Genomic DNA, 25,688 nt, shown 5'->3' with positions numbered 1-25,688 from the left:
GGGGCGTGGGCCGCTGGCAGACCCAGATGGCCCGGCTGTTCGCGGAGCGCGGCCACCGGGTGACGATCATCGGTGTCTCCCCGCCCGAGGTGCCGATGAACCTCGGCGAGAACCCGTCCTTCGAGACACGCACCCTGTACGAGCGGCGTCCCCCGACCCGTCACAGGCCGCGCCCGCTGCTGGGCCCGTTCGACCCGGCGGTCCGAGGGCAGGAGGCCGACAAGCAAGCGACCGCCGAACTGGCCCGACGCCTCGTGCGGTTGATGTCCGACGAGAAGTTGCGCGACACGCTGGGGACGCGGGCGCGGGAGAACGTCCGGCGTTTCGCCCCGGATGTGATCACCCGCCGGTGGGAGGAGCTCTTCGACTTCCTGGAGCGCTGAGCCCGGCCCGGGACGCCGGTGCCGGTCCGCGCCGAGGGGCGCGAACCGGCACACGACGGATGGATCAGGTGCTGTCAGTACCCTCCGTAGCACCCGTCATCGTCACCGTGGCCGACGTAAGCGACGTGGTCACCGCGGCCGCCGCCGTATCCGCCGTGGTCGCCGTATCCGCCGTGGTCGCCGTCGCCACCGTTGCCGTGGCCGAAGGAGACGGCGTGGGCACCATAGCCGCCGTATCCGCCATGGTCGCCCCAGTCGCCCCAGTTGCCCCAGTCGCCCCAGTCATCGTCGTCGCAGTAGTGCGTCTGGACGGAGGGGTGAACCACCGGCGGCGTGCTCGCCATCGCGACCCCGCTGCCAGCCGCGCCGGCCAGCATCAGCGTGCCGGCGACCAGTGCGACCCTGCGTCGGACGTTCGTCATCGTGTCTCTCCTTGCTCACAGGCACGGAGGCCCTCTTTTGTCCTGTTTTATTCCAGCCTGCGGCGGACCTCCTGAGAAGAGGCTGAGAGCGGCTCGACGGGCGGGCACGGCCACGCCTTCGTAGGGTGGAGGGGAGGTCGGCCATGCGAGTGCTGGTGATCGAGGACGAACGGGGACTCGCCGCGGCGATCGCTCACGGGCTCGCCGAGGAGGGCTTCGTCACCCGTGTCGTCCACGACGGCATCGACGGCCTGTGGCGGGCGGCCCACGAGCCGTACGACGTGATCCTGCTCGACCTGATGCTGCCGGGCATCTCCGGATACGAGGTGCTGAAGCGACTTCGGGCCGTCCGTGTGTGGACGCCCGTCCTCGTCCTGAGCGCCAAGGACGGCGAGTACGACGAGGCGGACGCCCTCGACCTGGGCGCCGACGACTACCTGAGCAAACCGTTCTCGTACGTCGTGCTGGTCGCCCGACTGCGGGCCCTGCTGCGGCGCGGGGCGCCCGCACGGCCCGCCGTGCTCGCGGCCGGCGACCTCGCCCTGGACCCCGCACGCCGCCACTGCCGCCGCGCCGGCCGGGAGATCACCCTGACCGCACGCGAGTTCACGCTGCTGGAGTTCCTGCTCCGGCACCCCGACGAAGTGATCAGCAAGACGGACATCCTCGACCATGTCTGGGACGAGAACTTCGACGGCGACACCAACATCGTCGAGGTCTACATCGGCTACCTGCGGCGCAAGATCGACGCCCCCTTCGGCCGCCGGACCATCGAGACGGTCCGAGGGGCCGGCTACCGGCTGCACGCCACCGGGAGGTGACCGTGCGCCTCCGCGTCCCCGCGTGGTGGGCCCGGCGCTCCCTGCGCCTGAGGCTGACCGCCGCGGCCGCCCTGATGATCTCGGCGGCCCTGGTCGGCGCGGCCTGTCTGCTCATCGTCTGGCTGCGCATGAGCCTCATCACCGGCCTCGACCAGACCGCGCTCCAGCGGGCCCAGGTCATCGCCGCGAGCGTCGACACCGGCGGCCTCGCCCGTGTGCTGCCGGCCTCCGGCAGCGGCGACACGGCCGTCCAGGTCGTCGACGCCCGGCGCGTGGTGCGCTCCAGCTCCGCCAACCTGGAGGGCCGGCCTGCGCTGTTCACCTTCAGCCCGTCCTCCTCCGGCACGGCCCACACGGTGCGTGGGCTGCCCCTGAGCGGGGACGGAACCTGGCGCGCGGTCGCCCTCCAGGCCGGGGGCGACGACCGGCTCACCGTGTACGTCGCGGTGCCCACCACGGCCGTCGACCACAACCTCGCCCAGCTCACCGTGGGCCTCGCCGTCGCCGTGCCGCCGGCCGTCGCACTGCTCACCGGTCTCTGCTGGCTGCTCACCGGCCGGGCACTGCGCCCCGTGGAGGCCCTGCGCGCCCAGACGGCCGAGATCACCGCCTGCGACCTGGGCCGCCGCCTCGACCCGCCCCCGGCCGATGACGCCCTGGGCCGGCTCGCGCGGACCCTCAACGACCTGCTGGCCCGGCTGGACGTCGCCACCCGGCGGCAGCGGCAGTTCATCGCGGACGCCGCGCACGAGCTGCGCTCCCCGCTGAGCAGTCTGCACACCCAGCTGGAGGTGGCAGTCCGGCACCCCGGCTCGGCCGACTGGGCCGCCCGCGGACCCGCCCTCCTCGAGGAGAGCGAGCGGCTGTCCCGGCTCGTCGACGACCTGGTACGGCTGGCCCGCCTGGACGCCCGGCCACGGCTGCGTATGCGCCCGGTGGACCTGGACGAGATCGTCTTCCACGAGGTCAGCCGCGCCCGCCGGCACACCTCTGTCGTCATCGACCAGCACGCCGTCAGCGCGGCCCGGGTGTACGGCGACGCGGACGCCCTCGCCCGGGTCGTCCGCAACCTGCTCGACAACGCCATCCGGTACGCCGCCCGGCGGATCGAGGTCGGCCTGGGCGTCCGCGACCGCACCGCGTACCTGGTGGTGGCCGACGACGGCCCCGGCATCCCGGCGGCCGACCGCCGCCGTGTCTTCGACCGCTTCACCCGCCTGGACGGGGCTCGCGCCCGGGACACCGGAGGAAGCGGTCTCGGCCTCGCGATCGTCCGCGACCTCGTCGTCGCCCACCACGGCCACGTCGGCATCGTGGACAACACCCCCGGAGCCCGCATCGTGGTCCGCATCCCGGCGGCCGACCACTGACCGGTCGGATGGTCCTCGCCTCAGGCCCCCGCTGTGCCTTCGAGACCGTCGACACCCTGGCCCCCTTCACCCCTGCCCGGCGTCAGGGACGTCCTGTGATGCCATCGCTGCCTGTACCCGATACTTCACCGTTTCGTCACAGGGTGAGCATCGCCACAACCGAGCAGCCCCCCTGCCGGTCTAGCGTGCAAAAGACCGCAGAAACGTGGAAGGGAAGGCCCGGCATGGGGGACATACGCAGGCGGGGGGCCGTCGCGCTCGGAATCACGGGGTTGGTGGCGCCGCTCACGCTCGCGCTCACCAGCGCGCCCGCCGAGGCGGCGAGCTGCACCACGCAGACCGGCCCGTACCAGAAGCAGGTGGAGAAGTTCCTCGGCCGCCCGGTCGACGGCAGGCAGTCGGCCGCCGACTGCAAGGCCGTCCAGGCCTTCCAGAACAAGCACGGCATCACGCCCGCCATCGGCTACGCCGGGCCCGTCACCTGGGGCGTGATGGACCTGATGAACAAGCAGAAGGCCGTCGGCAGGAACCCCAACAAGGACGGCAAGTGCCCGGTCAACAAGGGCCGCATCGCCTGCGTCAACCTGACGCTCCAGCTCAGCTGGATCCAGGACGGCAGCCGCCTCGTCTACGGACCGGTGCCGGTGCGCACGGGGCGCAAGGGGTATGCGACCCGCACCGGCCTGAAGAAGATCTACTGGCGCGACCTGCACCACGTCTCGACCGTCTACAACGTCCCCATGCCCTACAGCCAGTTCTTCGACGGCGGGCAGGCCTTCCACTCGGTCGGCCTGAGCATGTGGAACCCGCCGGGCTCCCACGGCTGCGTCAACATGACCACGGCCGACGCCAAGAAGTACTGGTCGCTGCTGAAGGTCGGCGACGACGTGTTCGTCTACGGCCGCAAGCCGGGCACCTGAGACAGGCACCCGGCTCGGCCGCAGCGGAGCGTCACATCGCCGGCGCGTCCCCGAAGTCCGGGATCTCCAGGCGGACACCACCCTTGAGCGCCGACTGGTGCGCGATGATCCCGGGCAGGGTGTAGCGGGCCGCGACCCAGGCGTTCACGGACGGCAGGCTGCGGGAGTTGACGGCCGTCACGAAGTCGTCCACCAGGAAGTGGTGGCTGCCCTCGTGGCCGTTGTGCAGGTTGTCGAACTCCCGCGGCAGCCGCGAGCGGTCGTGCACCGGTGCCGACCCGGAGGTGAAGGCGGCCCGCAGCTCCGGCGCGATGTGCTGGAGCGATGGGTCGTCGGGGGACATGGTCGGCTTGGGCTCGAGGAGCTCCGTGATGTCCTTGACCCCCTTCTTGTCCTGCCACAGGGCCACCGTCGCGAGCTGCTCCATGCTCGCGTCGGTGCCGAAGAACCTGAAACGCGACTCCCGGATGTGCGAGGGGTAGCCGACCCGACGGAACTCGTTCGTACGGAACGAGCCGCCGCCCGCCACCTCGAACAGCGCGGTGGCGTTGGAGAAGTCGTTGTCGAACTGGCTGATCTCCTTGTCGAAGACCCCGTCCCCACGCTCGTCGCGCACCCCGATCGCGGACACGCTCACCGCATGCGTCTGCCAGGCGCCGAGCACACCGCCCACCGAGTGGGTCGGGTAGAGCAGCGGGGGATAGCTGGCGGTCGCCTTCCAGTGCTCGCCACCGCTGTACTGGTAGGCCTCGTAGAAGCCGAGGTCCATGTCGTGCACGTAGTCGCCCTCGGCGTAGAACAGCCGCCCGAAGGCGCCCTCCGCGATCTGGTTGCGGGCGTGCACGGTCGCCGGGTTGTACTGACTGGTCTCACCCATCATGTAGGTCAGCCCGGTCGCCTTGACCGCGTCGATGATCGCCGCGATCTCCTCCGTGGTGATCGCCATGGGGACGGCGGAGTACACGTGCTTGCCGGCGTTCAGCCCCTGGACCACCAGGGGGCCGTGCGTCCACCGCTGGGTGAAGATGGCGACCGCGTCGACCTCCTTGGACTCCAGCATGGCCTCGTACGAGGGGAAGGTGCCGGCGAGGCCCTGGGCGGCGGCGAGCTGCTCGGCCCGTTCGGGCAGCAGGTCGGTGACGTAGACGTCGCTGACGCCGGGGTGGGCCTGGAACAGCGTGGCGAACTGGCCGGAGAACTGGCCGGCGCCGACGATGCCGAGCGAGAACGTCATGAAATGCGTGCCCTTCACTGGGAGAGAATCAGGTTGATCTGGCTGTTGGTCTTGTCGAGGCCGCTCACCGCGGCGCCGTTGTAGACGTCCTGCATGGCGGGGTGCATGAGTGCGTACACGTCCGCCGCGTAGTTGGTGATCGGGTAGGTGAAGGTGGTGAAGTCCCGCTTGTCGGCGACCGGCTCGGTGAACGCCGTGACGTCGATGCCCTTCTTCTTGTAGGCCGCGACGGCGGCCCGGGTCCCGTCGGGTGTGGCGGGGAAGACGATGCCGTAGCTGCCCACCGTCTTCTGGCAGGCGTCGGAGGACAGGTACTTCACCCACTTCAGGGCGCCCTGCTTGTTGTGGGCGTTCTTGGTGACGGAGTCGGCGAGGCCGTTCATCATGGTGGCCCGCCTGCCGGTGGGGCCGACGGGGGTGAAGGCGGTGCCGATCTTCAGGTTCTCGTAGCCGTAGTACGTCGAGATCATCCACGCGCCGTCGAAGGCCATGGCGGCCTTGCCGGACGCCAGTTGCGCGTTGGCAGGGTTGGCGCCCTCGCTGTAGTCCGTCTGCGGCGCGAGGTAGCCCTTCTTCGCCAGGTCGAAGTACCACTTGACGACCGACTGGAAGGTCTTGCTGTCGTACTGGTACTTGGTGCTCCACCGCTCCTTGTCGGTGTAGCGCCAGCCGGCCGAGCCGGTGAAGGGGCTCCATGTCGTCTGCCCGTCGCCGTCGCCGGCGCCTCCACTGGCGAGCCCGTACACCTTGACGTCGTGCTTGTCGAAGCCGGGCTCGTCGCCGCGCTTGCCGTTCCGGTCGATGGTGAGGTGGGCGACGGTCTTCTCGAAGGTACCGCCGTCCTTCGGGTTCCAGTTCAGATTGTTGATCTGTTCGGGGGTGAGTCCGGCGGCCGTGGTCATCTTCCGGTTGTAGAAGAGGGCGACGGTGTCCCAGTCCTTCGGAGCGCCGTAGCGGTGGCCGTCCTGGGCGATCCAGTTGTCGGCGAGCCCCTTCTGGTAGTCGGAGGGGTTGATGCCGAGGTCGTCGAGCGGTTCCAGCACCTTCAGATCGGCGAACTGGCCGAACTTCTGGATGTGGTCGGTGAACACGTCCGGCTGGGTGCCCGCGATGAAGCTCGCGGTCAGCTTGGTCCAGTAGTCGCCCCAGCCCATCTGCGTGATGCTGACCTTCAGGCCCGGGTTCTCCTTCTCGAAGTCCTTGGCGCAGGCCTGGTAGGCGGGCAGCTGGTTGGCGTCCCACAGCCAGTACGTCACCGTGTTCCCGGACGACCCGGCGACGCCGCCCCTGGCACACCCGCTCACCAGGGACAGGACCAGCGCACCGGCCAACGCCACGACCGTACGAATTCGCATATCGGACCCCTCACTTGATCCCGGTGAAGCCGATGGAGCCGACGATGCGGCGTGCGAAGCAGCCGAAGAGCACGAGCATCGGGAGCGCCGCGATGAGGGTCGCGGCCATCAGCCCGGACCAGTCGTAACCCGTCTGCGGGGTCTGGGCCCGGAAGATCGCCAGTGCCACGGTGAGCACACGGGAGCTGTCGCTGTAGGACACCATCAGCGGCCAGAAGTAGTCGTTCCACGAGGTGATGTACGTCAGTACGCCGAGGGTGAGGATCGGGGTGGCCGCCATCGGCAGCATCACCCGGAAGAAGATCCTGACCTTGCTCGCGCCGTCCAGCAGGGCCGCCTCCTCCACCTCGCGGGGGACGTTCATGAAGAACTGCCGCAGGAAGAACACCGCGAACGGCGTCATGAACATCGTCGGCAACGCGATGCCCAACAGGGTGTCGACCAGGTGGAGTTGCTTGATGAGTACGAAGTTCGGCAGCAGCGTGAAAACGGCCGGCACCATCAACGCCGCGAGGAACAGCCCGAACACCTTGTCCCGGCCACGCCACCTCAGCCGTGCGAAGGCGTAGGCGGCCATGGCGGAGAAGAACACCTGACAGACGGTGATCAGCGTGGAGAGGATCACCGAGTTGAGCAGATAGCGCCAGAACTTCAGCCCTCCGCCCGCGCCGCCCTGGGCGATGGCCTCCTTGGCCGACTGCAGACCCAGGGCCCGCTCGAAGCCGCCGGTCGTCAGGCCGGTGGGCAGGGGGTCGCCGGGGTGCGCGGCGAGTGCGGTGTTGGTGGACAGGGCCGTCCTGAGGATCCAGTAGAACGGAAGCAGCGTCACGAGCACGATCGCGCCCATGACCGCCCAGGCGGCGATCCGGCCGAGGGAGAGCCGGCGTTTCGCGGGTATCGCGGTCGTCGTGGTGGCCACGGCAGCCATGTCGGTCACTCCCTGTAAGTCAGCCGAGGTCGGTCTGGCCGGCCCGGGTGAGCCGGTACTGGACGAACGTGATCGCGGTCAGCACGACGAGCAGGGCCACCGACATCGCGGACGCGTAGCCGAACTGGAAGCGGCCGAAGGCGGCGCCGTAGATGTAGTACTGGAGCACGTTGGTGGCGTTCGCCGGGCCGCCCTGTGTGGTCACGGCGACCGTGTCGAAGACCTGGAACGAGCCGATCACCGTCATGATCAGGACGACCGCCAGTACCGGTCGCAGCAGCGGCAGCGTGATCCGCCAGAACATCCGCCACTCGCCGGCGCCGTCCACCCTGGCCGCCTCGTACATGTCGCCCGGGATCGCCTGGAGCCCCGCGAACAGCAGCAGCGCCGTGTAGCCGACGTGCCGCCACACGTTGATCAACGCGATCGTCGGGATGGCCCACGACTTGTCGGCGAGGAACGGGATGTGGTCGAAGCCGAGCGCCCCGATGACCTGGTTGCCGATGCCGAGCTGGGTGTCGAGGACCCACAGCCACACGACGCCCGCGACGACGTTGGACATCAGATACGGCGTCAGCACGATGCCGCGCAGCAGCGCCGACTGCGACAGCCGTTGCAGCAGCACGGCGATGGCGAGCGCGGAGACGGTCTGCACCCCGATGTTGATCACCACGTACTCGACGGTGACCTTCAGCGAGCCCCAGAAGATCGGGTCGTGCACCATACGGACGTAGTTGTCCAGGCCGACCCACTCGGCCGGGGTGAGCAGGTTGAAGCGGGTGAAGCTGAGATAGACGCCCCGCAGCGTGGGCCACAGCAGGAAAACCAGGAACCCCAGCATGGCCGGGGCCAGGAAGAGGGCGGCGAGCGGCCCGTCACCGCTGCCCTCGCGTGCTCGGGCGGTACGCACCCGTGTGGCGGTCCCCTTCCCCGCGGCGCCGCGCAGCGGCAGTCGCGAGGGAGGGCTGCTGGAGGCGACGGTCATCGGTGACCCTCCTCGTCGGCGGCTCGTCCTCGGTGGCATTTACTTTTGATGCGGAAGAATCCATGCGTCAAGGGTCGCGCACAGTTCTTTTGCAATGGCGTTCATCGGCGTAGAGTGCCCTCGATTAGTTCCATCGCAAAATAAAACGTGTGGGAGTCTGGTCGCATGACTGCACGCGCTGCCAGCTGGTTGCCGCTGAGTCCCGGCGAGCGTGCCGTGGCGATCGAGGTGCTCGTCCACGGGCCGCTCTCGCGCGCCGACCTCGCGCGACGGCTCGACCTCTCGGCCGGCAGCCTCACCCGGCTCACCAAGCCGCTCCTCGAGTCGGGTCTGCTGATCGAGGTCGCCGACGGGGGCGGTCCGGCCGAGGGTCGCCAGGGGCGCCCCTCACAGCCCCTCGACGTCGTCGCCGAGTCCCGGACCTTCCTCGGATTCAAGATCACCGAAGAGATGGTCTACGGCGTGGTCACCACGCTCAGGAGCGACATCGTCGCCCGCCTGGACCGCCCGCTCACCAGCCACGACCCCGTCCATGTGGCCGAGCTGCTGGCGGAGATGACCGGCGCGCTCACCGCCGAGTTCCCGACGGCGGCGGGCATCGGCATCGGCGTCGGCGGACTCGTCCAGGACCGCGCCGTGGTCGGCGAGTCCGCCTTCCTGCACTGGCGCGAGGTGCCGCTGGCCCGGCTGGTGGAGGAGCGCACCGGGCTTCCGGTGGTCGTCGAGAACGACGTGGCCGCGCTGGTCGAGGCCGAGACCTGGTTCGGGGCCGGCCGCGGTCTGGAACGCTTCGTCGTCCTCACCATCGGCGCCGGCATCGGCTACGGCCTCGTCCTGGGCGGCAAGCGGGTGCCCTACGCCGAGGAGGACCACGGCTTCGGGCGGCACTGGATCATCAACCCCAACGGGCCGCTCACCCCGTCCGGCGAGCGCGGCAGCGCGGTCTCGCTGCTGACCATCCCCAGCATCCGCTACCAGATCAGGGCCGCCACCGGCAGCGACAAGACGTACGAGGAGATCCTCGGGCTCGCCGCCGCCGGCGAACCGATGTGCTCCCGCGTCGTCGACGAGGCCGCGCGGGCCCTCGGCACGCTGGTCGCCCAGATCTCCAACTTCGCGATGCCGCAGAAGATCCTGCTGGCCGGGGAGGGGGTGGGGTTGGTGGACGTGGCCGGGAAGACGGTGGAGGAGACCATCCGCGCCCAGCGTCACCCGCTGGCCACTCCGGTCTGCCTGGAGACCAAGGTCTCCGACTTCCACGACTGGGCGCGCGGAGCGGCGGTGCTGGCGATCCAGGTGCTCGTGCTGGGTGTCGTGGACGGATGACCCGTCCGGCCGGTCGGACGTGATCAGCTTCACGGTCCGGAATGCCGGGAGGTGCCTGATTGCTCACATCGTCTTCACGCCGGGGCCCGTATGCTTCACGGCATGTCCACCACTCCTGAACCCGTAGCGGAGCGTTCCGCCGACGAGGTCAACGAGGAGATCCGGGCACTGTGGTTCCGCAGCGGCGGGATCCTGAGCCTCGAGGAGCGGCGGGAGTACCAGCGGCTCGTCCTGGAATGGGCGGCGGCCTCCTCGCCGCGCCCGACGAAGGCGGCCTGACCGCCCGCCCGGCCACCTCCCGCGTTCTGACCACCACCATCACCGCCGACAGCGGCCGGCTCGGCACCCGCGGCGCCCCTGAGGGGACCGCGCGACCCGGCCGCTCAGCCCCAGGTCCCCGAGTACGCCCGGCGATAGGCGTTCCGTTCCTGTTCCGACCGGATGTAGCGCGTGGCCACCAGCGCGACCAGGCTGCCCGCGATCACCAGCAGACCGGGCCCGACGTTGCGCGGATCGGAGAGCCGCGACAGGAATCCGTCCGCCGTCCCGGTGGCACCGACCTCCTGGACCGCGCCCGGTGCCGCCGACCCGGGCGCGATCGCCGCACCCTGGGACGCCGAGACGGACGGAGCGGGAGCGGCGGAGGCCCCGGCGCTCGCACCGCCGGCCGCCTGCCCCTGCCCCGTCAGCTGGACCCCGAGCGCGGCCATCGCCCTCGTCACCGGCTGGAAGAACGTCGTACCGCCCGCCTGGCAGTCCCCGCTGCCGCCCGAGGTCACCCCGAGCGCGATGCCCTCGGAGAACAACGGGCCGCCGCTGTCGCCCGGTTCGGCGCACACCGTGGTCTGGATGAGACCGGTGACCGAGCCCTCCGGGTAGTTCACCGTCGCGTTCAGCGCGGTGACCTCGCCGTCGTGCAGACCGCTGGTGCTGCCGCTGCGGAACACCTTCTCACCCACCACCGGGTCCCCGGCCGCCGTGATGCGCACCCCGCGCCCGCCCCCGATGGCGACGACGTTCTCCCCGGGCGTCGCCTGCCCGTTCTCGTAGCGGATGAGGGAGAAGTCGCCGTCCCCGGGGAACTGCGAGGTGACGGTCCGGCCCAGTTGGGTCCGGCCCGTGTTGTCGGAGAACCAGAGCGTGCCGCCCGGGCCGCAGTGCCCGGCGGTGAGGATGAACTCGCCCTGCCCGTTGGTCACGTTGAAACCCGCGGAACAGCGGCCGCTGGTCGAGAAGATCGGCTGGGCACCGGCCACGCGGGTCGTGAACCGTCCCTGGGCGCGCTCCATCCGGACGAAGTCCCCGATGCCGTGGGCCAGTTTCGTCATACGGGACCAGTCGGACGCGGAGACCGTACGGTCGGCCTGCACCACGACCTGGTTGGTCCGGTAGTCCACGGACCAGGCGGTGCCCGCCACTCTGGGGGCGGAACTCAGCGTCTTCGTGGCCGACTTCAGCTCGTCCATGCTGTGCCGCACCATCCTGGCCCCGGCCCCGGCAGCCGTCACCGCGTCCGCCGCAGCCCTGTCCGTCACGGCGACCACGGGCTTCCCGTCGGAGGCGACCCAGCTGCCCGCCGTCCGCGAGGTGCCGAGCCGGGACACCAGTTGGGAGCCCGTCTGTGAGGCGGTCATGGCGGACGTGCCCGTGCTGAAGGGGGTCTGCGCGCCGGACGGTTCGCTCGCAAGGGCCTGGGTGACCATCAGACCACCCAGGAGCAGTCCGCCGACGGCCGCGATGCGCGCCCCCCGCCGGATGATCCGTCGTCGTGCATGCCTCATCCATGGCTCCCGAACCCGAACAGCACGGCGTCACCACCGTGGGGCACTCCGGTCGTCGCGCGCCCTCACTCCATACGTGCGCACGTGCTCGGGTGTTCACCGACGCGCCGCGGAAGTCGCGCCGCCGGCCGGGCGTCGCCGGGCAGGCGCGAGAGGCCCCAGGAGCGCAGCAGCGAGACGCCGCTGCGCTCGTCCCCCCACAGGGAGTCCCCGTCCACGTACGGGCGCAGCAGCGCGGTCAGCGCCGGGTCGCCGCGCCTGTTCAGCTCGTCGGAGGCGAGCTTGCGGGCGATCCCGGCGAGGAAGTCGGCGAGTTGCACCCGCGGATCGAGCCGGGAGTCGACGAGCCGGAACCCGAAGAGCCCGGTGGTCTCCTTCAGCCAGGCGATGCGCTGCGCGGTGAGCACGTTCTGCTCGTCGTGCACGAGCGCGACCCGGTGCCCGCCCGCTCCCCAGTACGCCGCGGTGCGCACGAGGGCCGGCAGCAGGGGGTTGAGCGCCGGAACGACCGCCGGGCCGCCGGCGATCCGCGCCCGGTACGCCCGCGCCCTCTCCCGCGCCCCGGCCAGCAGCGCGAGGGTCTCGCCCGCCTCGCCCCGTGGACAGGCCCGGAGCAGGTCCTCGACGGCGCGGAAGAAGAAGTCGACGGGAGCCTCCGGGTGCCCGTTGTTCCTGGCTCGCACCAGATCGTTGGACGCCTCCAGGAAGCGCCGCCACCGCTCCTCCCCGAAGCGTTCACGCCCGGTGCGGAAGAGGGCGAGGGCGGGCGCCGGATCACCGAGCAGCAGGTCCACCACACGGTCGACCACGAAGAACGACTTCTCCACGAGCAGCACATGGGCGTGCCCGTGCAGCGGCCCCGAGGAGCCGAGAAACCATTCCAGCACCGCGCGGTGCTTCTCCCGCAGCAGATGGGTCGCCTTGTACTCCTCCGCGGGTGAGCGGATGCGGTCCCGGATCTCCTGGACGTGCGCGGCCGCCGAGGGCAGAGGCAGATGCACACTGGCGTGCGCGAACACGTCGGTGTTCCCGCCGGTGAGGTTCTCGCCGTCCGATCCCGACTCGTCGCACGCCACCTCCAGCAGTCGTCCCGCGGTCCGCGCGCGGACTGTACTCTCACGATGCCGGCTCACCGTCTCGCCCCCTGCCCTCGTACCGCATGAGGATCATCCCGCACGCGGCACACGGTGAACCGCCCCACGTCGCCGGCGAACTCCCGCCAAGTCCTGGCTACTGGCAAGTAACTGTCTACGCGTCAGTAACTTCTGCGTGGTCTGGCGTCCATCATTGGACGTGAACATGTCGGGCGCGGCTGTGGCAGAGACGCCGCAGCCGCACGGACGTGATGTGGACGCGAGGGAAGGGACGGGAATGACAAGACGTGGTGCGGTGCGCCGCATCGGCGCGGTGTCGGCGGTCGTGGCGCTGGGCATCGGCGGCACGGTGACCGCTGCGGGGACCGCCTCCGCGGCTCCCGCGGCAACCACCGTGAGCGTGGCGGCGGCGCAGGCCGCCGGAGTCGACTACGCCACCTGGCAGGCGGATGTGAAGGCGGTCGTCGACCAGGCGCTGCCGTACGTCCGGCAGCGCACGGCGACCGCGACCGGGCAGAAGCTCGCGATCGTCTTCGACATCGACAACACCACGCTCGAGACGTACTTCCACCCCTGGTACCAACTGCCCACCCCGGCGGTCCAGTCGTCCCTGGAGCTCGCGAAGTACGCCAAGTCCCGGGGGGTTTCCGTCTTCTTCGTCACCGCGCGGCCCGGCATCATCGAGGCCGAGACCAAGTGGAACCTCAAGACGGTGGGCTACCCGGTCGACGGCCTCTTCGTGCGGGATCTGCCGGACCTGTTCGACGAGGTGAGCGCGTACAAGACGAGCAAGCGCGCGGAGATCGAGGCGCAGGGCTACACGATCATCGCCAACGTCGGCAACAACGCCTCCGACCTGGTCGGCGGCCACGCCGAGCGCACGTTCAAGCTGCCCGACTACGACGGCGCGTTGTCCTGACGGTCCTTTCACGCGAGAGGGTGCCGGCAGGGCCGTACCGGCACCCTCTCGTGCGTGGCACCTACACTGCGCTCATGCACGCGCTCCTGGATCAGCTCGGAACGGGCAAGTACCTGTTGGTCACCAGCTACCGCCGGAACGGCACCCCGGTCGCCACCCCGGTCTGGGTGGTGCGGGACGGTGACGCGCTCGGTGTGTGGACCGCCGCGGACTCCTGGAAGGTGAAGCGGATCCGGGCCCGCTCCGAAGTCCTCGTCGGCCCCTGCGACCTGCGCGGCAACCCGACCGGCGAGCAGGTCCGCGCCACCGCCGAGATCCGCGACGCGGCCACCACCGCCCGCTACCGGCGGCTGATCGCGCGCAAGTACGGCCTCGTCGGCCGCCTCACCCTTCTCGGCAGCCGGCTGCGGCGCGGCGAGAAGGGCACGGTCGGCATCCGGGTGACTCCGGCTCAGGCGTAGAACGGCCCCGGCGTGCTCCCAGGTCGGGTCATGCCGTCCGGGCAGTTCACCCCGACCGCCGGGAAGTTCACGAAGAAGGACGGACGGTGTCCCTGTCGGAGTACGGGCGGAGCTGGGAGAGGATCCAGCCGGCCCGGTCCTCGTAGCGGACGCCGGACGGCTCATTCATCACAAAAGGAGCGTCAAGGTCTGCCATCGACACCCCACTGTCTCCCTATGTAGACACCATCTTGGATATGAGACGCGGTGACGGGAGTATGGGCCGCGTCGATCTCAAGAGGGAGGCCGTGTGGACGTCGGCGCCGTTGTGCTGCTCGCGGGGGCCGGTGTCGCCTCCGGGCTCGCCGGTTCGATCGCCGGACTGGCCTCTCTGTTCAGCTATCCCGCGCTGCTGGCCGCCGGACTGCCGCCGGTGGCCGCCAATGTGACCAACACCGTGGCGCTGTTCTCCAACACGGTGGGCACCGCCGTCGGCTCCCGGGAGGAACTGCGCGGCCAGCGCCGACGACTCCTGCGGCTCGCCCTGCTCGCGGCCGCGGGAGGCTCGGCCGGCGCGGCCCTGCTTCTGGGCACCCCGTCCTCGGCGTTCGAGCGTGTCGTGCCGTGGCTGATCGCCCTGGGGTCCGTACTCATCCTGGCCCGCGAGCCGTTGCGCCGGCTGGTGGCGAAACACCCGTCGAAGGGCGACGGCGTCCGCACCGGACTGCCGCTGGCCTGCGCGGTCCTGGTGGTGGGGCTCTATGGCGGCTACTTCGGCGCCGCGGCGGGTGTGCTGATGCTGGCCGTGCTGTCGCTGTCCGCGAGCGAGCCCCTGCCCGTGACCAATGCTGTGAAGAACATCGCCACGGGCGCCGCCAACGTCACCGCGGCCGTCGCCTACGCCTTCCTGGCCCCGGTCGACTGGACGGCCGCGACCGCGCTCGGCCTCGGCTGCCTCGTCGGCAGCCGGATGGGCCCGGTGATCGTACGGCGCCTGCCCGAGACCCCGCTGCGGATCGCCATCGCCGTGGCGGGCCTCGGCCTGGCCTTCTCCCTCTGGCGCCGGGCGAGCGGACGGTGAGTCGGATTCCGTCGCCTCATCAGATTGCATCTCTCCCCACCCATTGACCCTGCGGCGTCCACAACCCTAGCCTCCATCCTCATGCGTAGACGACGTCTTTATATGCAGACGTCGTTCAAGTAGGCGACCGCGCGGTTCAAAGGGGAACTGACCCATGCCACTTGTTGTCGTAGCGATCAGCGTGCTGATCCTGCTCTTCTTGATGACGAAGCTCAGACTCAATGGCTTCGCAGCCCTGTTGCTGGTGGCCGTGGGCGTCGCCCTCGTCCGGGGCATACCGCTGGAGAAGATCCCCGACGTCCTCTCGGACGGCATCGGAGGGCAGATCGGCGACACCATGCTCACCATCGGGCTCGGTGCCATGGTCGGCCGGGTGATGGGGGACTCCGGCGCCGCCCAGCGGATCGCCGGAAAGCTGCTCGACGTCTGCGGCCCGCGCTGGGTCCAGGTCGCCATGGTGCTGACCGCCATGCTGATCGGCGTCACCATGTTCTACGAGGTCGCGTTCGTCATCATCGTGCCCATCGCGTTCACGCTGGTACGGGTCACGAGGGCGAACCTGCTGTGGGTCGGCCTGCCGATGTCGATCGCCCTGTCCACCATGCACAGCTTCCTGCCGCCACACCCCGGACCCACCGCCGTCGCCGCGACCTTCCACGCCTCGGTCGGACTGACCCTGTTCTACGGCCTGTTCATCGCCGTCCCCGTCGGTGCACTGATCGCCCTGGTGTGGCCACGCCTTCCGTTCGTCCGGAGGATGAACCCGTCGATACCCACCGGCCTGGTCAGCGACCGTGTCTTCAACGAGGAGGAGATGCCCGGCATGGGCTGGTCGCTGTCGGTCGCCGTCCTGCCCGTGGTGCTGATCGCCGGCGCGGCGGTGACCGACCTGGCCACCTCCACCTCCGGCCCCGTCCTGCACTTCGTGGCCTTCATCGGCTCCGCGCCCATCGCCCTGCTGCTCACCCTGTGCGTCGCGATCTGGGCGTTCGGTCCGCGGATCGGCCGCAGCCTGGAGGAGGTCAGCGCCTCGTGCCGGTCGGCGGCCCAGGCGATGGCGATGATCCTGCTGGTGATCGGCGCGGGCGGGGCGTTCAAGCAGGTCCTGGTCGACGGCGGGATCTCCGACTACATCAAGAACGCCACCGAGGGCTGGTCCCTGTCGCCGATCATCCTCGCCTGGCTCATCGCGGCCATCCTCCGCGTGGCCCTCGGCTCGGCGACCGTCGCCGTCGTCACCGCGTCGGGCGTGGCCCTCCCGCTGCTGGCGGGCAGCGGCGTGCACCCGGAGATCATGGTCCTCGCCGTCTCCTGCGGTTCGATCGCGTTCTCCCATGTGAACGACCCGGGCTTCTGGATGTTCAAGGAGTACTTCAACCTCTCCGTCCTCGACGCGATCAAGGCGCGCACCACCTACACGACCGTCCTCGCGATCCTCGGCCTCGGCGGCGTCCTGGCCATGGAGTCGATCCTGGACGCCATCGGCGTGTGACCGGCGTCCCCCTCCCACCCCACCACCTTCGCACCTCTCCGAGGAGTCCTGTCATGGGCCAGCCCACCGTCACCTCCTATTCCGTGTACCCGGTCGCCGGCCGGGACTCCATGGCGCTCAACCTCTCCGGCGCACACGGCCCCTTCTTCACCCGCAACGTGGTCGTCATCGAGGACTCCGAGGGGCGCACCGGGCTCGGTGAGGTGCCCGGCGGGGAGCGGATCACACGGACGCTGCGCGAGGCCGAACCGCTCGTGGTCGGCGCTCGCGTCGGCGACTACAAGCACGTCCTGCGCGCCATGGGCGACCGGTTCGCGGACCGGGACGCGGGCGGACGCGGCGAGCAGACCTTCGACCTGCGCACCACCGTGCACGCGGTCACCGCCGTCGAATCCGCGCTGCTCGACCTGCTCGGGCAGCATCTCGACGTGCCCGTCGCCGCCCTGCTGGGCGACGGCAAACAGCGCGACTCCGTCCGCTTCCTCGGCTACCTCTTCTACGTCGGTGACCCCGACAGGACGGAGCTGGACTACGTCCGCGAACCCGCCGCGAGGTCCGACTGGTATTGCATCCGCCACGAGGAGGCCCTCACCCCCGAGGCGATCGTCCGGCAGGCCGAGGCCACGCACGAGCTCTACGGCTTCCGCGACTTCAAGCTCAAGGGCGGTGTGCTGCCGGGCCCCCAGGAGGTCGCGGCGGTGCGCGCCCTGAAGGAGCGCTTCCCGGACGCCCGTATCACGCTCGACCCGAACGGCTGCTGGTCGCTGCGCGAAGCCGTCGACCTGTGCCGGCCCCTCGTCGGCATCCTCGCCTACGCCGAGGACCCTTGCGGAGCCGAGGGCGGCTACTCCGGGCGGGAGATCCTCGCCGAGTTCCGCCGGGTCACCGGGCTGCCCACCGCCACCAACATGATCGCCACCGACTGGCGCCAGCTCACCCATGCGCTGGCGCTGCAGTCCGTCTCCATCCCGCTCGCCGACCCGCACTTCTGGACCATGCAGGGGTCGGTCCGTGTCGCCCAGTTGTGCCACTCCATGGGGCTGACCTGGGGCTGCCACTCCAACAACCACTTCGACATCTCCCTGGCCATGATGGCCCACTGCGGAGCCGCCGCTCCCGGCCAGTACAACGCGCTCGACACCCACTGGATCTGGCAGGAGGGACTGGAGCGATTGACCGCCGAACCGCCGCGGATCAACGGCGGGGAGATCGCCGTACCGGACACCCCCGGCCTCGGCGTCCGGCTCGACCCGGACCGGCTCCTCGCCGCTCACGAGCTGTACCTGAGCAAGGCCCTGTCGGACCGCGACGACAGCGCCGGCATGCGCTGCCTCATCGAGGACTGGACGTTCGACGCCAAGCGGCCCTGCACCGTGCGCGACTGACGCGCCGAGCGGCGCGGACGCGCGTATGGCATTTGCCTAATGAGTTTAGGAAAGCGCATAATCCCTTCAGGTTCAGGTTGAGGTTCATGAAGGGACAGGCGATGGCGCGCGCAGGGCTGACCACCGAACGCCTGGTCCGGGCAGGGGCGGAACTGGCCGACGAGGTCGGCTTCGACCAGGTCACCGTTTCCGCGCTCGCCAGGCGGTTCGATGTCAAGGTCGCGAGCCTGTACTCGCACCTGAAGAGTTCCCACGACCTCAAGACCCGGATCGCCCTGCTGGCCCTGGAGGAACTCGCCGACCGGGCCGCCGAGGCGCTGGCCGGACGGGCCGGGAGGGACGCCCTGACGGCCTTCGCGAACGTCTACCGCGACTACGCCCGCGAGCACCCCGGCCGCTACGCGGCGGCGCGGTTCCGCCTCGACCCGGAGACGGCGGCCGTCAGCGCCGGGGGCAGGCACGCACAGATGACGCGCGCGATCCTGCGCGGCTACGACCTGACGGAACCGGACCAGACGCACGCGGTCCGGCTGCTGGGCAGTGTCTTCCACGGCTACGTCAGCCTGGAGGCGGCCGGCGGCTTCAGTCACAGCGCTCCCGACTCACAGGAGTCCTGGACATGGATCCTGGATCGCCTCGACGCCCTGCTGAGCAACTGGCCCGCGAACGCGGACACCCAGACGTCTTGATGACGGGTTGAAGCGATGAACACCCACTGGATCACCACGCCCGTCACCGCGGAGCTCCTGCGCGGCGCCCTCGACCTGGAGTGCACCGCGCACGGCGTCCTGCCGCACCGGCTGCCCGCCCGGGCCCGCGCCCAGTGCGCCGACGCCCAACTCGCCCTGGCCGAGTCCCAGCCCTCCGGCGTCCGGCTGGCCTTCCGCACCCGGGCCACCGCCGTCGAACTGGACGCGCTGCCGACCAAGCGGGTCTACGTGGGCGCCCCACCCCGCCCGGACGGCGTCTACGACCTGCTCGTCGACGGTCACCTGGCGGGCCGGGCCAGTGTGCCGGACGGTCATACCCTCACCATCGACATGGCCACCGGAGCTGCCGAACACCGGCCCGGACAGGCCGGCACCCTCCGCTTCACCGACCTGCCCGAGCGGCTCAAGGACGTGGAGATCTGGCTTCCGCACAACGAGACGACCGAACTCGTCGCCCTGCGCACCGACGCGCCCGTGGAGCCCGTACCGGATCGGGGCCGCAGGGTGTGGCTGCACCACGGCAGTTCGATCAGCCACGGTTCCGACGCCGCGAGTCCCACCACGACCTGGCCCGCACTCGCCGCCGCCTCCGCCGGCGTCGAACTGATCAACCTGGGTCTGGGCGGCAGCGCCCTGCTCGACCCGTTCACCGCCCGCGCCCTGCGCGACACCCCCGCCGACCTGATCAGCATCAAGATCGGCATCAATCTGGTCAACACCGATCTGATGCGTCTGCGCGCCTTCACCCCCGCCGTGCACGGCTTCCTCGACACCATCCGCGAAGGCCACCCCACCGCACCGCTGCTGGTCGTCTCGCCCCTGCTGTGCCCCATCCACGAGGACACCCCCGGGCCCAGCGCCCCGGACTTCCCCGCCCTCGCCACAGGGCGACTCCGCTTCCGGGCTGCCGGGGATCCGGCGGAAGTGGCGCAGGGCAAGCTGACCCTCGCCGTCATCCGTGACGAGCTGGCCCGGACCGTACGGCAACGGGCGGCCGACGACCCGAACCTGCACCATCTCGACGGCCGCGACCTCTACGGTGAGGCCGACGCCGCCGAGCTGCCGCTGCCCGACGAACTCCACCCGGACGCCGCCACGCACCGCCGCATCGGCGAACGCTTCGCCAAGCTGGCCTTCACGGCCGACGGCCCTTTCCGGTCCTGGTAGCCGGGCCTGGTAGCCGACGGGGAACGTGGCGTCGGGCCCGGTCGGTGGCCGTCGAGATCGGGTCGATGCGCAGCACGTAGTCGAAGTGCCTGACGTATCGGGTCGGGTAGTTGTACGAGCGGAAGGACGTCCACGAGGAGTCGGCGAGCCCCGCGGTGGTCGGACAGGGCCGGCGGCACCGACGCGGCCATACCGAGGAAGAACCGGCGTGACGGCCGTGAACGGGGGCGGGGGTGGACGCTCATGGGTTCCAAAGGGCGTGCGAAGGCCGGGATTTCGAACGCGGTTCGGTGGATCGGTCAGACGGTAGAGGCGAGCTGAGCGAGCGTCAATCGTGGAGGCGATGCTTGCCGATTCCTGTGGGGCAATGGCTCCTCAGGACGGCGTCCCCGCGTGCCGTGGCCGGCAGCCGTCCGCGGCCTCACGCCCGAACGGGGCCACTCGGTGAACTGTGGCACTCAGTGGGAGTGGTGACCCTCGTCTGTCGCGGCGTGCTGCTCGTGCCCGGGCGCCCCGCCCATCATCCGCAGCATGGCCGGGCCGCCGGTGCGCAGGAAACGTACGAGCAGGATCGCGGCCAGCAGCAGGAAGGCGATGTTGAGCCAGGTCGTGTAGTTCCAGCTGATGGCCTCCCCGGGGATCCGTGCGCGGGCCTGGTCGGGGACCAGGCCGAGGCCGCCGAAGAGGAACTCGACGACGTATCCGGCCACCACCATCGCCGCGTAGAAGGTGACGAGCAGGAACGCGGCGGTGCGTGCGCCGTAGTACTTCCGGTAGATGTTCAGGATGGGCAGGATCAGCAGGTCGGCGTAAATGAAGGCGATCACGCCGCCGAAGCTGATGCCGCCCTTCCACAGCACCACCGCCAGCGGCACGTTCCCGATCGAGCACACGAACGTCGCGATGGCCACCAGTGGCCCGACCAGCGGCCCGATCACCTTGGCCGCCTCCGGATGGCCGGCCAGGAAGAACGTGCGCCAGAACTCCTCCGGAACCCATGCGGCGATCGCGCCCGCGATCAGCAGACCGGCCACCAGGTCGCGCAGGATCGCCGCCCACTCCATGACGAAGATGTGCGACACGGATGTGAAACCCGCCTGCGACAGCAGCCGGCGCAGGAAGCCACCCTGGCCGGCCACCGACATGTCCATCGCCGCGTGCCCCTCCATCGACCCGGCCAGTCCCCGCTCGGCCTGTGCGCGGGCCGAGCGCAGCAGCCGCTCGCGCAGCAGGACGCGGAACAGCACGGCGAGCACCACGATCATCACCGGCCCGCCCACGAACTCCGCGACGGTGAACTGCCATCCCATCAACAGGGCCAGGATCACACCGAGTTCGATGACGAGGTTGGTCGAGGCGATCTCGAACGCCATGGCCGCCGTGAAGTTCGCGCCCTTGCGGAACAGCGAGCGGGCGAGCGCGACGGCGGCGTACGAGCACGAGGAGGAGGCCGCGCCGAGCCCGGCCGCCAGGGCCAGCGTGCGCGGCCGGTCGTCACCCAGCAGCCGCACGACGGTCGACCGGCGCACCACCGCCTGCACCACGGCGGACAGGGTGAAGCCGAGCATCAACGCCCAGGTGATCTCCCAGGTCATCGACCCGGTGATGGTCAGCGCGTGGACGATCGCGTCCCACATGAGGTGCCCTCCTCCCTGATGGTCCGACAGGGACTGTACCCCCTGGGGGTATGGCGGCGAGAGCTGTACTCGTCACCGGGCGCCGGACGGGCGCACCGTCGCCGCGGTGACCCTGGGTTCCGGTGAACCGGTCGGGATGCCCGCACGTATGTTTCCCGGGGACGGCGGGAGACCGCGGGCACGGAAGGAGAGCAGTGTGTCGACACCGACCGGGCAGGGTCAGCCGCTGCGGCGCCGGGTGCTGGAACCCACCTACGTCGTGCGCCGCCGCCGCACCGAGGCCCTGGCCGAACTCGTCAGAGAGCTGCAAGAAGGGGAGGGGCGCCCGCCCCGACCCGGCTACGAGCCGATCGTCGTCCACGTGGCGCCGGCGACCGCCGAGGACGCGACGGAGGAACTGCCTCCCGTACCGTCCGCCCGGGGCCGGCGCGAGCGACCCGTCGACGACGGACTCACCCTGCGCCGTGCGGCGATCACGGTCGGGGTGACCGCGGCCGCCCTCATCGGCTTCGGCGCCGCCCTCCTCCTGCCGGGCCCGCAGGGCGACGGCACCGAGCGGCACGCCGCGCCCCCGCCGCACCGGCCACCCGTCACCAGCGCCCCCGCCCAGCGGACGGACACCGATCCCGACGGCCCCGGGACCCTGCGCGAGGGCGACAGCGGCCCGCAGGTGACCGAACTGCAAGAACGTCTGTTGCGCATCCCCGACGTCTACGACCACGGCTCCACCGACGGCCGCTACGACGCCACGCTCGCGGCCGCCGTGGCCCGCTTCCAGCTCTGGTACGGCATCCGCGGCGACGAGACCGGCGTCTACGGCAACGACACCCGCCGCGACCTCGAGTCCCGCACCACGCTCTAGCGAGGTGCGGCAGCGGGCACGGGTCCGCGTACGGCGGCCGCTCACCCTCGATCCGTACGCACCCGTGCCCGCCCCGGGCGGTACGGGCGTGTCACGCATTCCCCTGGCGCGACACGCCCGTCACCGTTCGGCCACCGGCCACCGGCTACCGCTTCAGCAGCCGTACCGCCAACCCGTCCGCCGTGTACACCGGCACCGCCCGGTAGGCGTCCGACGCCACGGTGACGCGCCCGAACTGCCCGCGCAGCGCGTCCGTTTCGAGCACCGGCACGACGGTGCCCGCCGCCGGCGGCCGGTCCTCGTCCAGGTGCAGCGTCAGCACGCTGTCGCGGTCGAGCACCGCGCGCCGCTCGACCGTCAGCGCCGCCTTGTGCCCCGCCCGGAGCGTGACGTCCAGGGCCGCACCGGCCGCCTGCGTGTAGGAGCCGCGCACCCGTACGGCGCCGGCCACCTCAAGCGTTCCGCCCGTCACCCGCACATCACCGTGACCCAGCGCGCTCCGCGAGGCGGCGACCAGGGTGCCGTCCTCGACCACCGTCGCGCCCGTGTACCGATTGTTCCCGGCCAGGGTCAGAGTCCCGGTGCCGCGCTTGGTCAGGCCGCCGCAGCCGTCGATGTCGTTGCGCCAGCTGTCGTGCGCGGCGAACCCGCCGTCGGCCGCGTTCATCGTCACGCGCACGTCCGTGTCGAAGGAGCCGTAACCGTCCGCCGCCGCGAACAGGTTGAGCCGCCCCCACTGCTCGAAGCCGTCCAGCAGCACATAGCCTGAGGGCAGCGCGGTCGTGCGCAGCACCTCGCGCCGCTGTGCCGCGTCCAGGTACGGCAGCCGTGTCTCCAGCAGCACCTCGGCGCCCTTGGGCACGGTCAGGTGGGTGTGGCGCCCGTGGCGCGTCAGTACATAGGTCAACCGGGGCCCGACCGTACGGGAGTTGGCGTCCCGGTCGGCGTACGGGTCGGTGTCCGTGCCCGCCGAGTGCGCGTAGGCGTAGAGAGTGTCGGCCGTCGCACCGGTCTTCTCCTGGAAGTAGGCGAGAGCCTGTGCGCGTGCCGCCGCCTTGAGGCCGGCGTTGGCGGGGTCGGCGAGCGTGGCGGCGGCCAGGGCGGTGGCCATGATGCGCCCGCCGATCACGTCGACGGTGGAGTGCATACCGGCCACGATCCGGGTGTGGCTCAGCTCCAGGGCCCGGGTCACCAGCTCCTGGAAGCGCTCCGGGACCGCGTACGCGTAGGCAAGTCCCGCCAGGTGGAAGGCGTTGGTGTGGCCGCTGGGGAACCCGCCGTCGTCGGTGGGGGAGGTGCTGCGCTGGCGCAGCAGCTGAGGGGCGACGACGACGTCGGACTCGTAGACCGGGTAGCCGAACGCGTCGGTCCTGCCGGTGTCGACGACCTCGCTGTCCTCGTTCATGCGCCACGGACGCGGGTACTGGTAGGCGTACTTGGCCGGGTTGCCGGACGCGTAGGGGCCGCGCAGCGTGTCCACCAGTTGGGCCACCTTGCCGAGCGCGGAGTCGTGGGAGCCGGCGCCGAGCGCCGAGCCCGCGGGGGCGTCGGCGGGCACAGCGTCGTCGATCTTGGCCGGCGGCGTGCCGTCCGGCGCGCTCGTGATCGACGTGACCGCCTTGGCGCCCGCCTTGTAGAGGTCGGCCAGCGGGCCCAGGCCGGCGATCATCGCGTAGCTCTGGTGCTGCCGGTCGTAGAGGAACGCCTCCTTCGCCTGCGCGTCGGTGCGGGTGGAGGTGATCCGGGCGCAGTAGCGCATGTTGGCCCGCAGCACCGCGGGCATCAGCGGCGTGCCGGTGTTCCAGGCTCCGCCCGTCTTCCACGTCTCGGCCATGCCGCTCAGGATCCGGACGACCGCGTTGGTCTCGGGGGTGCGGTTCGTCAGGACGTTCGTCCTGTAGTCGTCGACGAACGCGACGGGGCCGGTCGCGGCCTTCGCGTCCGCGGCGGCGAGCCACGTGGCGAAGGTGGGCGCGGCCAGCAGCCCCGCCGAGGCACCCAGCGAGGTCTTGAGGAAGCCTCGGCGGTTGACGGACGAGGTGCTGTGGTGCCCGGGGAGTGACGGCATGCGTTGAGCCTCTCTTCAGTTCTCCGGCCGTGCGGCCGTGGTGGGAGGTGGCGTGCGTCGCCCGCGACTCGTGGACGACTCGTGAAGGCATCCAGGTCAGCTGATGCGTACGAGCGAAGATCTACGGCCGGGTGGTGTCCCGTCGGTGGGAGTTCGGCGACCGGGACGTGTCCTGTACTTGAAGGGGGCCGGTCGGTCAGGCTGAGCGGCCACGGTGACCGGCCATGCTGTCGTAGAAGGGCGTACCGGGAGAGAGGTCCGAAGGTCTCACCGGGCGGTCGGTCGCGGCGGATGCGTAGATGGCGGCCACCAGTGAGAGAGTTCTCCGGGACTCGGCGAGCGGCACAGGCGGCGGAGCGCCGTCGCGCAGGCTGGACAGCACCCGCGCGAACTGTGCCCAGTGCCCGCTACGGGAGTTCTGCGCGGCCGGGTCCTGCCCGGCGCCGGTCATGCCGGCCTTCCATGCCGCGAGTACGTCGTCGTGCCCGGGCACCGGTGTCACACGCCAGTCCTCGTCCCGGTATCCGTACAGGTGCGACACCTCGACGGTGGCGTACTCGAAGTCGTAACGCAGGTACGACTCCTGCCGCGGGGAGAGGGCGCTGTTCACCACGGAGGCCACGGCGCCGCCGGCGAACGTCACATGTGCCAGCGAGACGTCCTCGGTTTCCGTACGGCGCGCCTGCGTCCTGGTGACGGCCCGCACCTCCGTCCAGTCGCCGAGCAGATCCAGCATCATGTCCATCTGGTGGATGCCGAGCCCCATCGTCGGTCCGCCGCCCTCGGTTTCCCACCGACCGCGCCAGGGCACGTCGAAGTACGCCTGGTCGCGGAACCAGGTGGTGTGACAGACCGCCAGCAGCGGGCGGCCCAGCAGTTCCGAGCCGGCCAGGGCCTTGAGGTTCGCCTGGCCCTGACCGAACCGGTGCTGGAACACCGTCGCGAACCACGGCGGGCCGCTCACGGCGGTGGCGATCTCGTCGAACTCCCGCAACGACAGCGCGGGTGGCTTCTCCACCAGCACGCTGGCCCCGGAACGCAGGCAGGCCAGGGCCTGGTCGCGGTGGAGGCCGGGTGGAGTGCACAGGTACACCAGGTCGGGCCGGGACCGGACCAGCAACTCGTCGAGGTCGTCGTAGCCGGCCGATGTCCGGTGCTCGGTCAGGAAGGCGTCCAGCCGTGTCCGGTCGGTGTCGGCCGCAGCAACGATCTCCGCGGCGACGGGGCTCGGGGCCGTGAGCGTGGCCGCGTGGTCCATGGCGACGTCACCGGTGCCGACGACCGCTATTCGTATCACTTCGTCCATGG

24 protein-coding genes and 1 pseudogene are annotated in these 25,688 nt (G+C 70.6%); 14 read left to right on the top strand and 11 right to left on the bottom strand.

The window, feature by feature from the left end:
- The first annotated feature begins 5 nt into the window (after window positions 1-5).
- Window positions 6-383: a hypothetical protein gene (locus ACFYZE_RS18635; RefSeq protein WP_388994751.1), complete on the top strand. Its 378-nt coding sequence runs from the start codon at window positions 6-8 to the stop codon at window positions 381-383.
- A 74-nt stretch (window positions 384-457) separates the two neighbouring features.
- On the opposite strand, the gene ACFYZE_RS18630 is transcribed toward ACFYZE_RS18635, so the two are convergent.
- Window positions 458-805 carry a hypothetical protein gene (locus ACFYZE_RS18630; protein WP_388994748.1) on the bottom strand — a complete coding sequence of 116 codons (348 nt, stop codon included), beginning with the start codon at window positions 803-805 and terminating at the stop codon, window positions 458-460.
- A gap of 143 nt (window positions 806-948) precedes the next feature.
- Here ACFYZE_RS18630 and ACFYZE_RS18625 point away from each other — a divergent pair, with 143 nt between their 5' ends.
- From ACFYZE_RS18625 to ACFYZE_RS18615, 3 genes are all read left to right on the top strand, one after another.
- Window positions 949-1,626 (top strand): response regulator transcription factor, encoded by a 678-nt coding sequence (locus ACFYZE_RS18625; protein WP_388994745.1) that lies wholly within the window; start codon window positions 949-951, stop codon window positions 1,624-1,626.
- Window positions 1,627-1,628: 2 nt separating this feature from the next.
- A complete protein-coding gene (locus tag ACFYZE_RS18620) occupies window positions 1,629-2,996 on the top strand; it encodes an ATP-binding protein (protein ID WP_388994742.1) in 1,368 nt (455 codons plus the stop codon).
- Between the two features lie 224 nt (window positions 2,997-3,220).
- Window positions 3,221-3,916, top strand: a complete 696-nt coding sequence (locus tag ACFYZE_RS18615) for a L,D-transpeptidase family protein (protein ID WP_388994739.1) — start codon at window positions 3,221-3,223, stop codon at window positions 3,914-3,916.
- Between the two features lie 31 nt (window positions 3,917-3,947).
- On the opposite strand, the gene ACFYZE_RS18610 is transcribed toward ACFYZE_RS18615, so the two are convergent.
- Genes ACFYZE_RS18610 through ACFYZE_RS18595 form a run of 4 tightly spaced genes read right to left on the bottom strand, consistent with a single transcriptional unit; the run spans window position 3,948 to window position 8,418 of the window.
- Entirely contained in the window at window positions 3,948-5,150 is a 1,203-nt protein-coding gene (locus tag ACFYZE_RS18610) for a Gfo/Idh/MocA family protein (protein ID WP_388995285.1), read from the bottom strand.
- 14 nt (window positions 5,151-5,164) lie between these two features.
- The gene (locus ACFYZE_RS18605) at window positions 5,165-6,505 is read right to left on the bottom strand and encodes an ABC transporter substrate-binding protein (protein ID WP_388994736.1); all 1,341 of its coding nucleotides are present in this window, start codon (window positions 6,503-6,505) and stop codon (window positions 5,165-5,167) included.
- Window positions 6,506-6,515: 10 nt separating this feature from the next.
- Complete coding sequence (locus ACFYZE_RS18600; protein ID WP_388994734.1) at window positions 6,516-7,433, bottom strand: carbohydrate ABC transporter permease; 918 nt, start codon at window positions 7,431-7,433, stop codon at window positions 6,516-6,518.
- A 19-nt stretch (window positions 7,434-7,452) separates the two neighbouring features.
- A complete protein-coding gene (locus tag ACFYZE_RS18595; protein ID WP_388994731.1) occupies window positions 7,453-8,418 on the bottom strand; it encodes a carbohydrate ABC transporter permease in 966 nt (321 codons plus the stop codon).
- A 165-nt stretch (window positions 8,419-8,583) separates the two neighbouring features.
- On the opposite strand from ACFYZE_RS18595, the gene ACFYZE_RS18590 reads away from it, so the two are divergent.
- Window positions 8,584-9,744 carry an ROK family protein gene (locus ACFYZE_RS18590; RefSeq protein ID WP_388994728.1) on the top strand — a complete coding sequence of 387 codons (1,161 nt, stop codon included), beginning with the start codon at window positions 8,584-8,586 and terminating at the stop codon, window positions 9,742-9,744.
- A gap of 90 nt (window positions 9,745-9,834) precedes the next feature.
- Entirely contained in the window at window positions 9,835-10,023 is a 189-nt protein-coding gene (locus ACFYZE_RS18585; RefSeq protein ID WP_200419677.1) for a hypothetical protein, read from the top strand.
- A gap of 104 nt (window positions 10,024-10,127) precedes the next feature.
- Here the strand turns inward: ACFYZE_RS18585 and ACFYZE_RS18580 are convergent, their stop codons facing one another.
- Window positions 10,128-11,525, bottom strand: a complete 1,398-nt coding sequence (locus tag ACFYZE_RS18580) for a S1 family peptidase (protein WP_388994725.1) — start codon at window positions 11,523-11,525, stop codon at window positions 10,128-10,130.
- A gap of 65 nt (window positions 11,526-11,590) precedes the next feature.
- Window positions 11,591-12,658, bottom strand: a complete 1,068-nt coding sequence (locus ACFYZE_RS18575; protein ID WP_388994722.1) for a DUF3800 domain-containing protein — start codon at window positions 12,656-12,658, stop codon at window positions 11,591-11,593.
- A 238-nt stretch (window positions 12,659-12,896) separates the two neighbouring features.
- Here ACFYZE_RS18575 and ACFYZE_RS18570 point away from each other — a divergent pair, with 238 nt between their 5' ends.
- The 7 genes from ACFYZE_RS18570 (at window position 12,897) to ACFYZE_RS18540 (ending at window position 19,813) form a co-directional block, all read left to right on the top strand.
- Window positions 12,897-13,538, top strand: a complete 642-nt coding sequence (locus tag ACFYZE_RS18570; protein ID WP_388994719.1) for an HAD family acid phosphatase — start codon at window positions 12,897-12,899, stop codon at window positions 13,536-13,538.
- A 74-nt stretch (window positions 13,539-13,612) separates the two neighbouring features.
- Window positions 13,613-13,999, top strand: a complete 387-nt coding sequence (locus ACFYZE_RS18565; protein WP_388994716.1) for a PPOX class F420-dependent oxidoreductase — start codon at window positions 13,613-13,615, stop codon at window positions 13,997-13,999.
- A gap of 289 nt (window positions 14,000-14,288) precedes the next feature.
- Window positions 14,289-15,059: a sulfite exporter TauE/SafE family protein gene (locus ACFYZE_RS18560; protein WP_388994713.1), complete on the top strand. Its 771-nt coding sequence runs from the start codon at window positions 14,289-14,291 to the stop codon at window positions 15,057-15,059.
- Window positions 15,060-15,213: 154 nt separating this feature from the next.
- Window positions 15,214-16,551: a gluconate:H+ symporter gene (locus ACFYZE_RS18555; RefSeq protein ID WP_388994711.1), complete on the top strand. Its 1,338-nt coding sequence runs from the start codon at window positions 15,214-15,216 to the stop codon at window positions 16,549-16,551.
- 53 nt (window positions 16,552-16,604) lie between these two features.
- Window positions 16,605-17,936: an enolase C-terminal domain-like protein gene (locus tag ACFYZE_RS18550; RefSeq protein WP_388994708.1), complete on the top strand. Its 1,332-nt coding sequence runs from the start codon at window positions 16,605-16,607 to the stop codon at window positions 17,934-17,936.
- Between the two features lie 101 nt (window positions 17,937-18,037).
- Entirely contained in the window at window positions 18,038-18,625 is a 588-nt protein-coding gene (locus ACFYZE_RS18545; protein WP_388995282.1) for a TetR/AcrR family transcriptional regulator, read from the top strand.
- Between the two features lie 15 nt (window positions 18,626-18,640).
- Window positions 18,641-19,813, top strand: coding sequence for a GDSL-type esterase/lipase family protein (locus tag ACFYZE_RS18540; protein WP_388994705.1), 1,173 nt, complete (start codon window positions 18,641-18,643; stop codon window positions 19,811-19,813).
- A gap of 9 nt (window positions 19,814-19,822) precedes the next feature.
- Here ACFYZE_RS18540 and ACFYZE_RS18535 read toward each other — a convergent pair.
- Together ACFYZE_RS18535 and ACFYZE_RS18530 are read right to left on the bottom strand one after the other, a co-directional pair.
- Window positions 19,823-19,970 (bottom strand): annotated as a pseudogene (locus ACFYZE_RS18535) (AbfB domain-containing protein); the annotation flags it as partial.
- A 301-nt stretch (window positions 19,971-20,271) separates the two neighbouring features.
- Entirely contained in the window at window positions 20,272-21,450 is a 1,179-nt protein-coding gene (locus tag ACFYZE_RS18530; RefSeq protein WP_388994702.1) for a permease, read from the bottom strand.
- A gap of 196 nt (window positions 21,451-21,646) precedes the next feature.
- On the opposite strand from ACFYZE_RS18530, the gene ACFYZE_RS18525 reads away from it, so the two are divergent.
- Entirely contained in the window at window positions 21,647-22,312 is a 666-nt protein-coding gene (locus tag ACFYZE_RS18525) for a peptidoglycan-binding protein (RefSeq protein WP_388994700.1), read from the top strand.
- 145 nt (window positions 22,313-22,457) lie between these two features.
- Here ACFYZE_RS18525 and ACFYZE_RS18520 read toward each other — a convergent pair whose 3' ends face one another.
- Together ACFYZE_RS18520 and ACFYZE_RS18515 are read right to left on the bottom strand one after the other, a co-directional pair.
- Entirely contained in the window at window positions 22,458-24,380 is a 1,923-nt protein-coding gene (locus ACFYZE_RS18520) for a phosphatase PAP2 family protein (RefSeq protein ID WP_388994697.1), read from the bottom strand.
- Window positions 24,381-24,576: 196 nt separating this feature from the next.
- The gene (locus ACFYZE_RS18515) at window positions 24,577-25,686 is read right to left on the bottom strand and encodes a Gfo/Idh/MocA family protein (protein ID WP_388994694.1); all 1,110 of its coding nucleotides are present in this window, start codon (window positions 25,684-25,686) and stop codon (window positions 24,577-24,579) included.
- Window positions 25,687-25,688 lie beyond the last annotated feature (2 nt).

The sequence above is a fragment of the Streptomyces sp. NPDC001796 genome, from assembly GCF_042892355.1.
Classification (GTDB): domain Bacteria; phylum Actinomycetota; class Actinomycetes; order Streptomycetales; family Streptomycetaceae; genus Streptomyces.
This window is presented reverse-complemented; position numbering and strand designations above follow the sequence as displayed.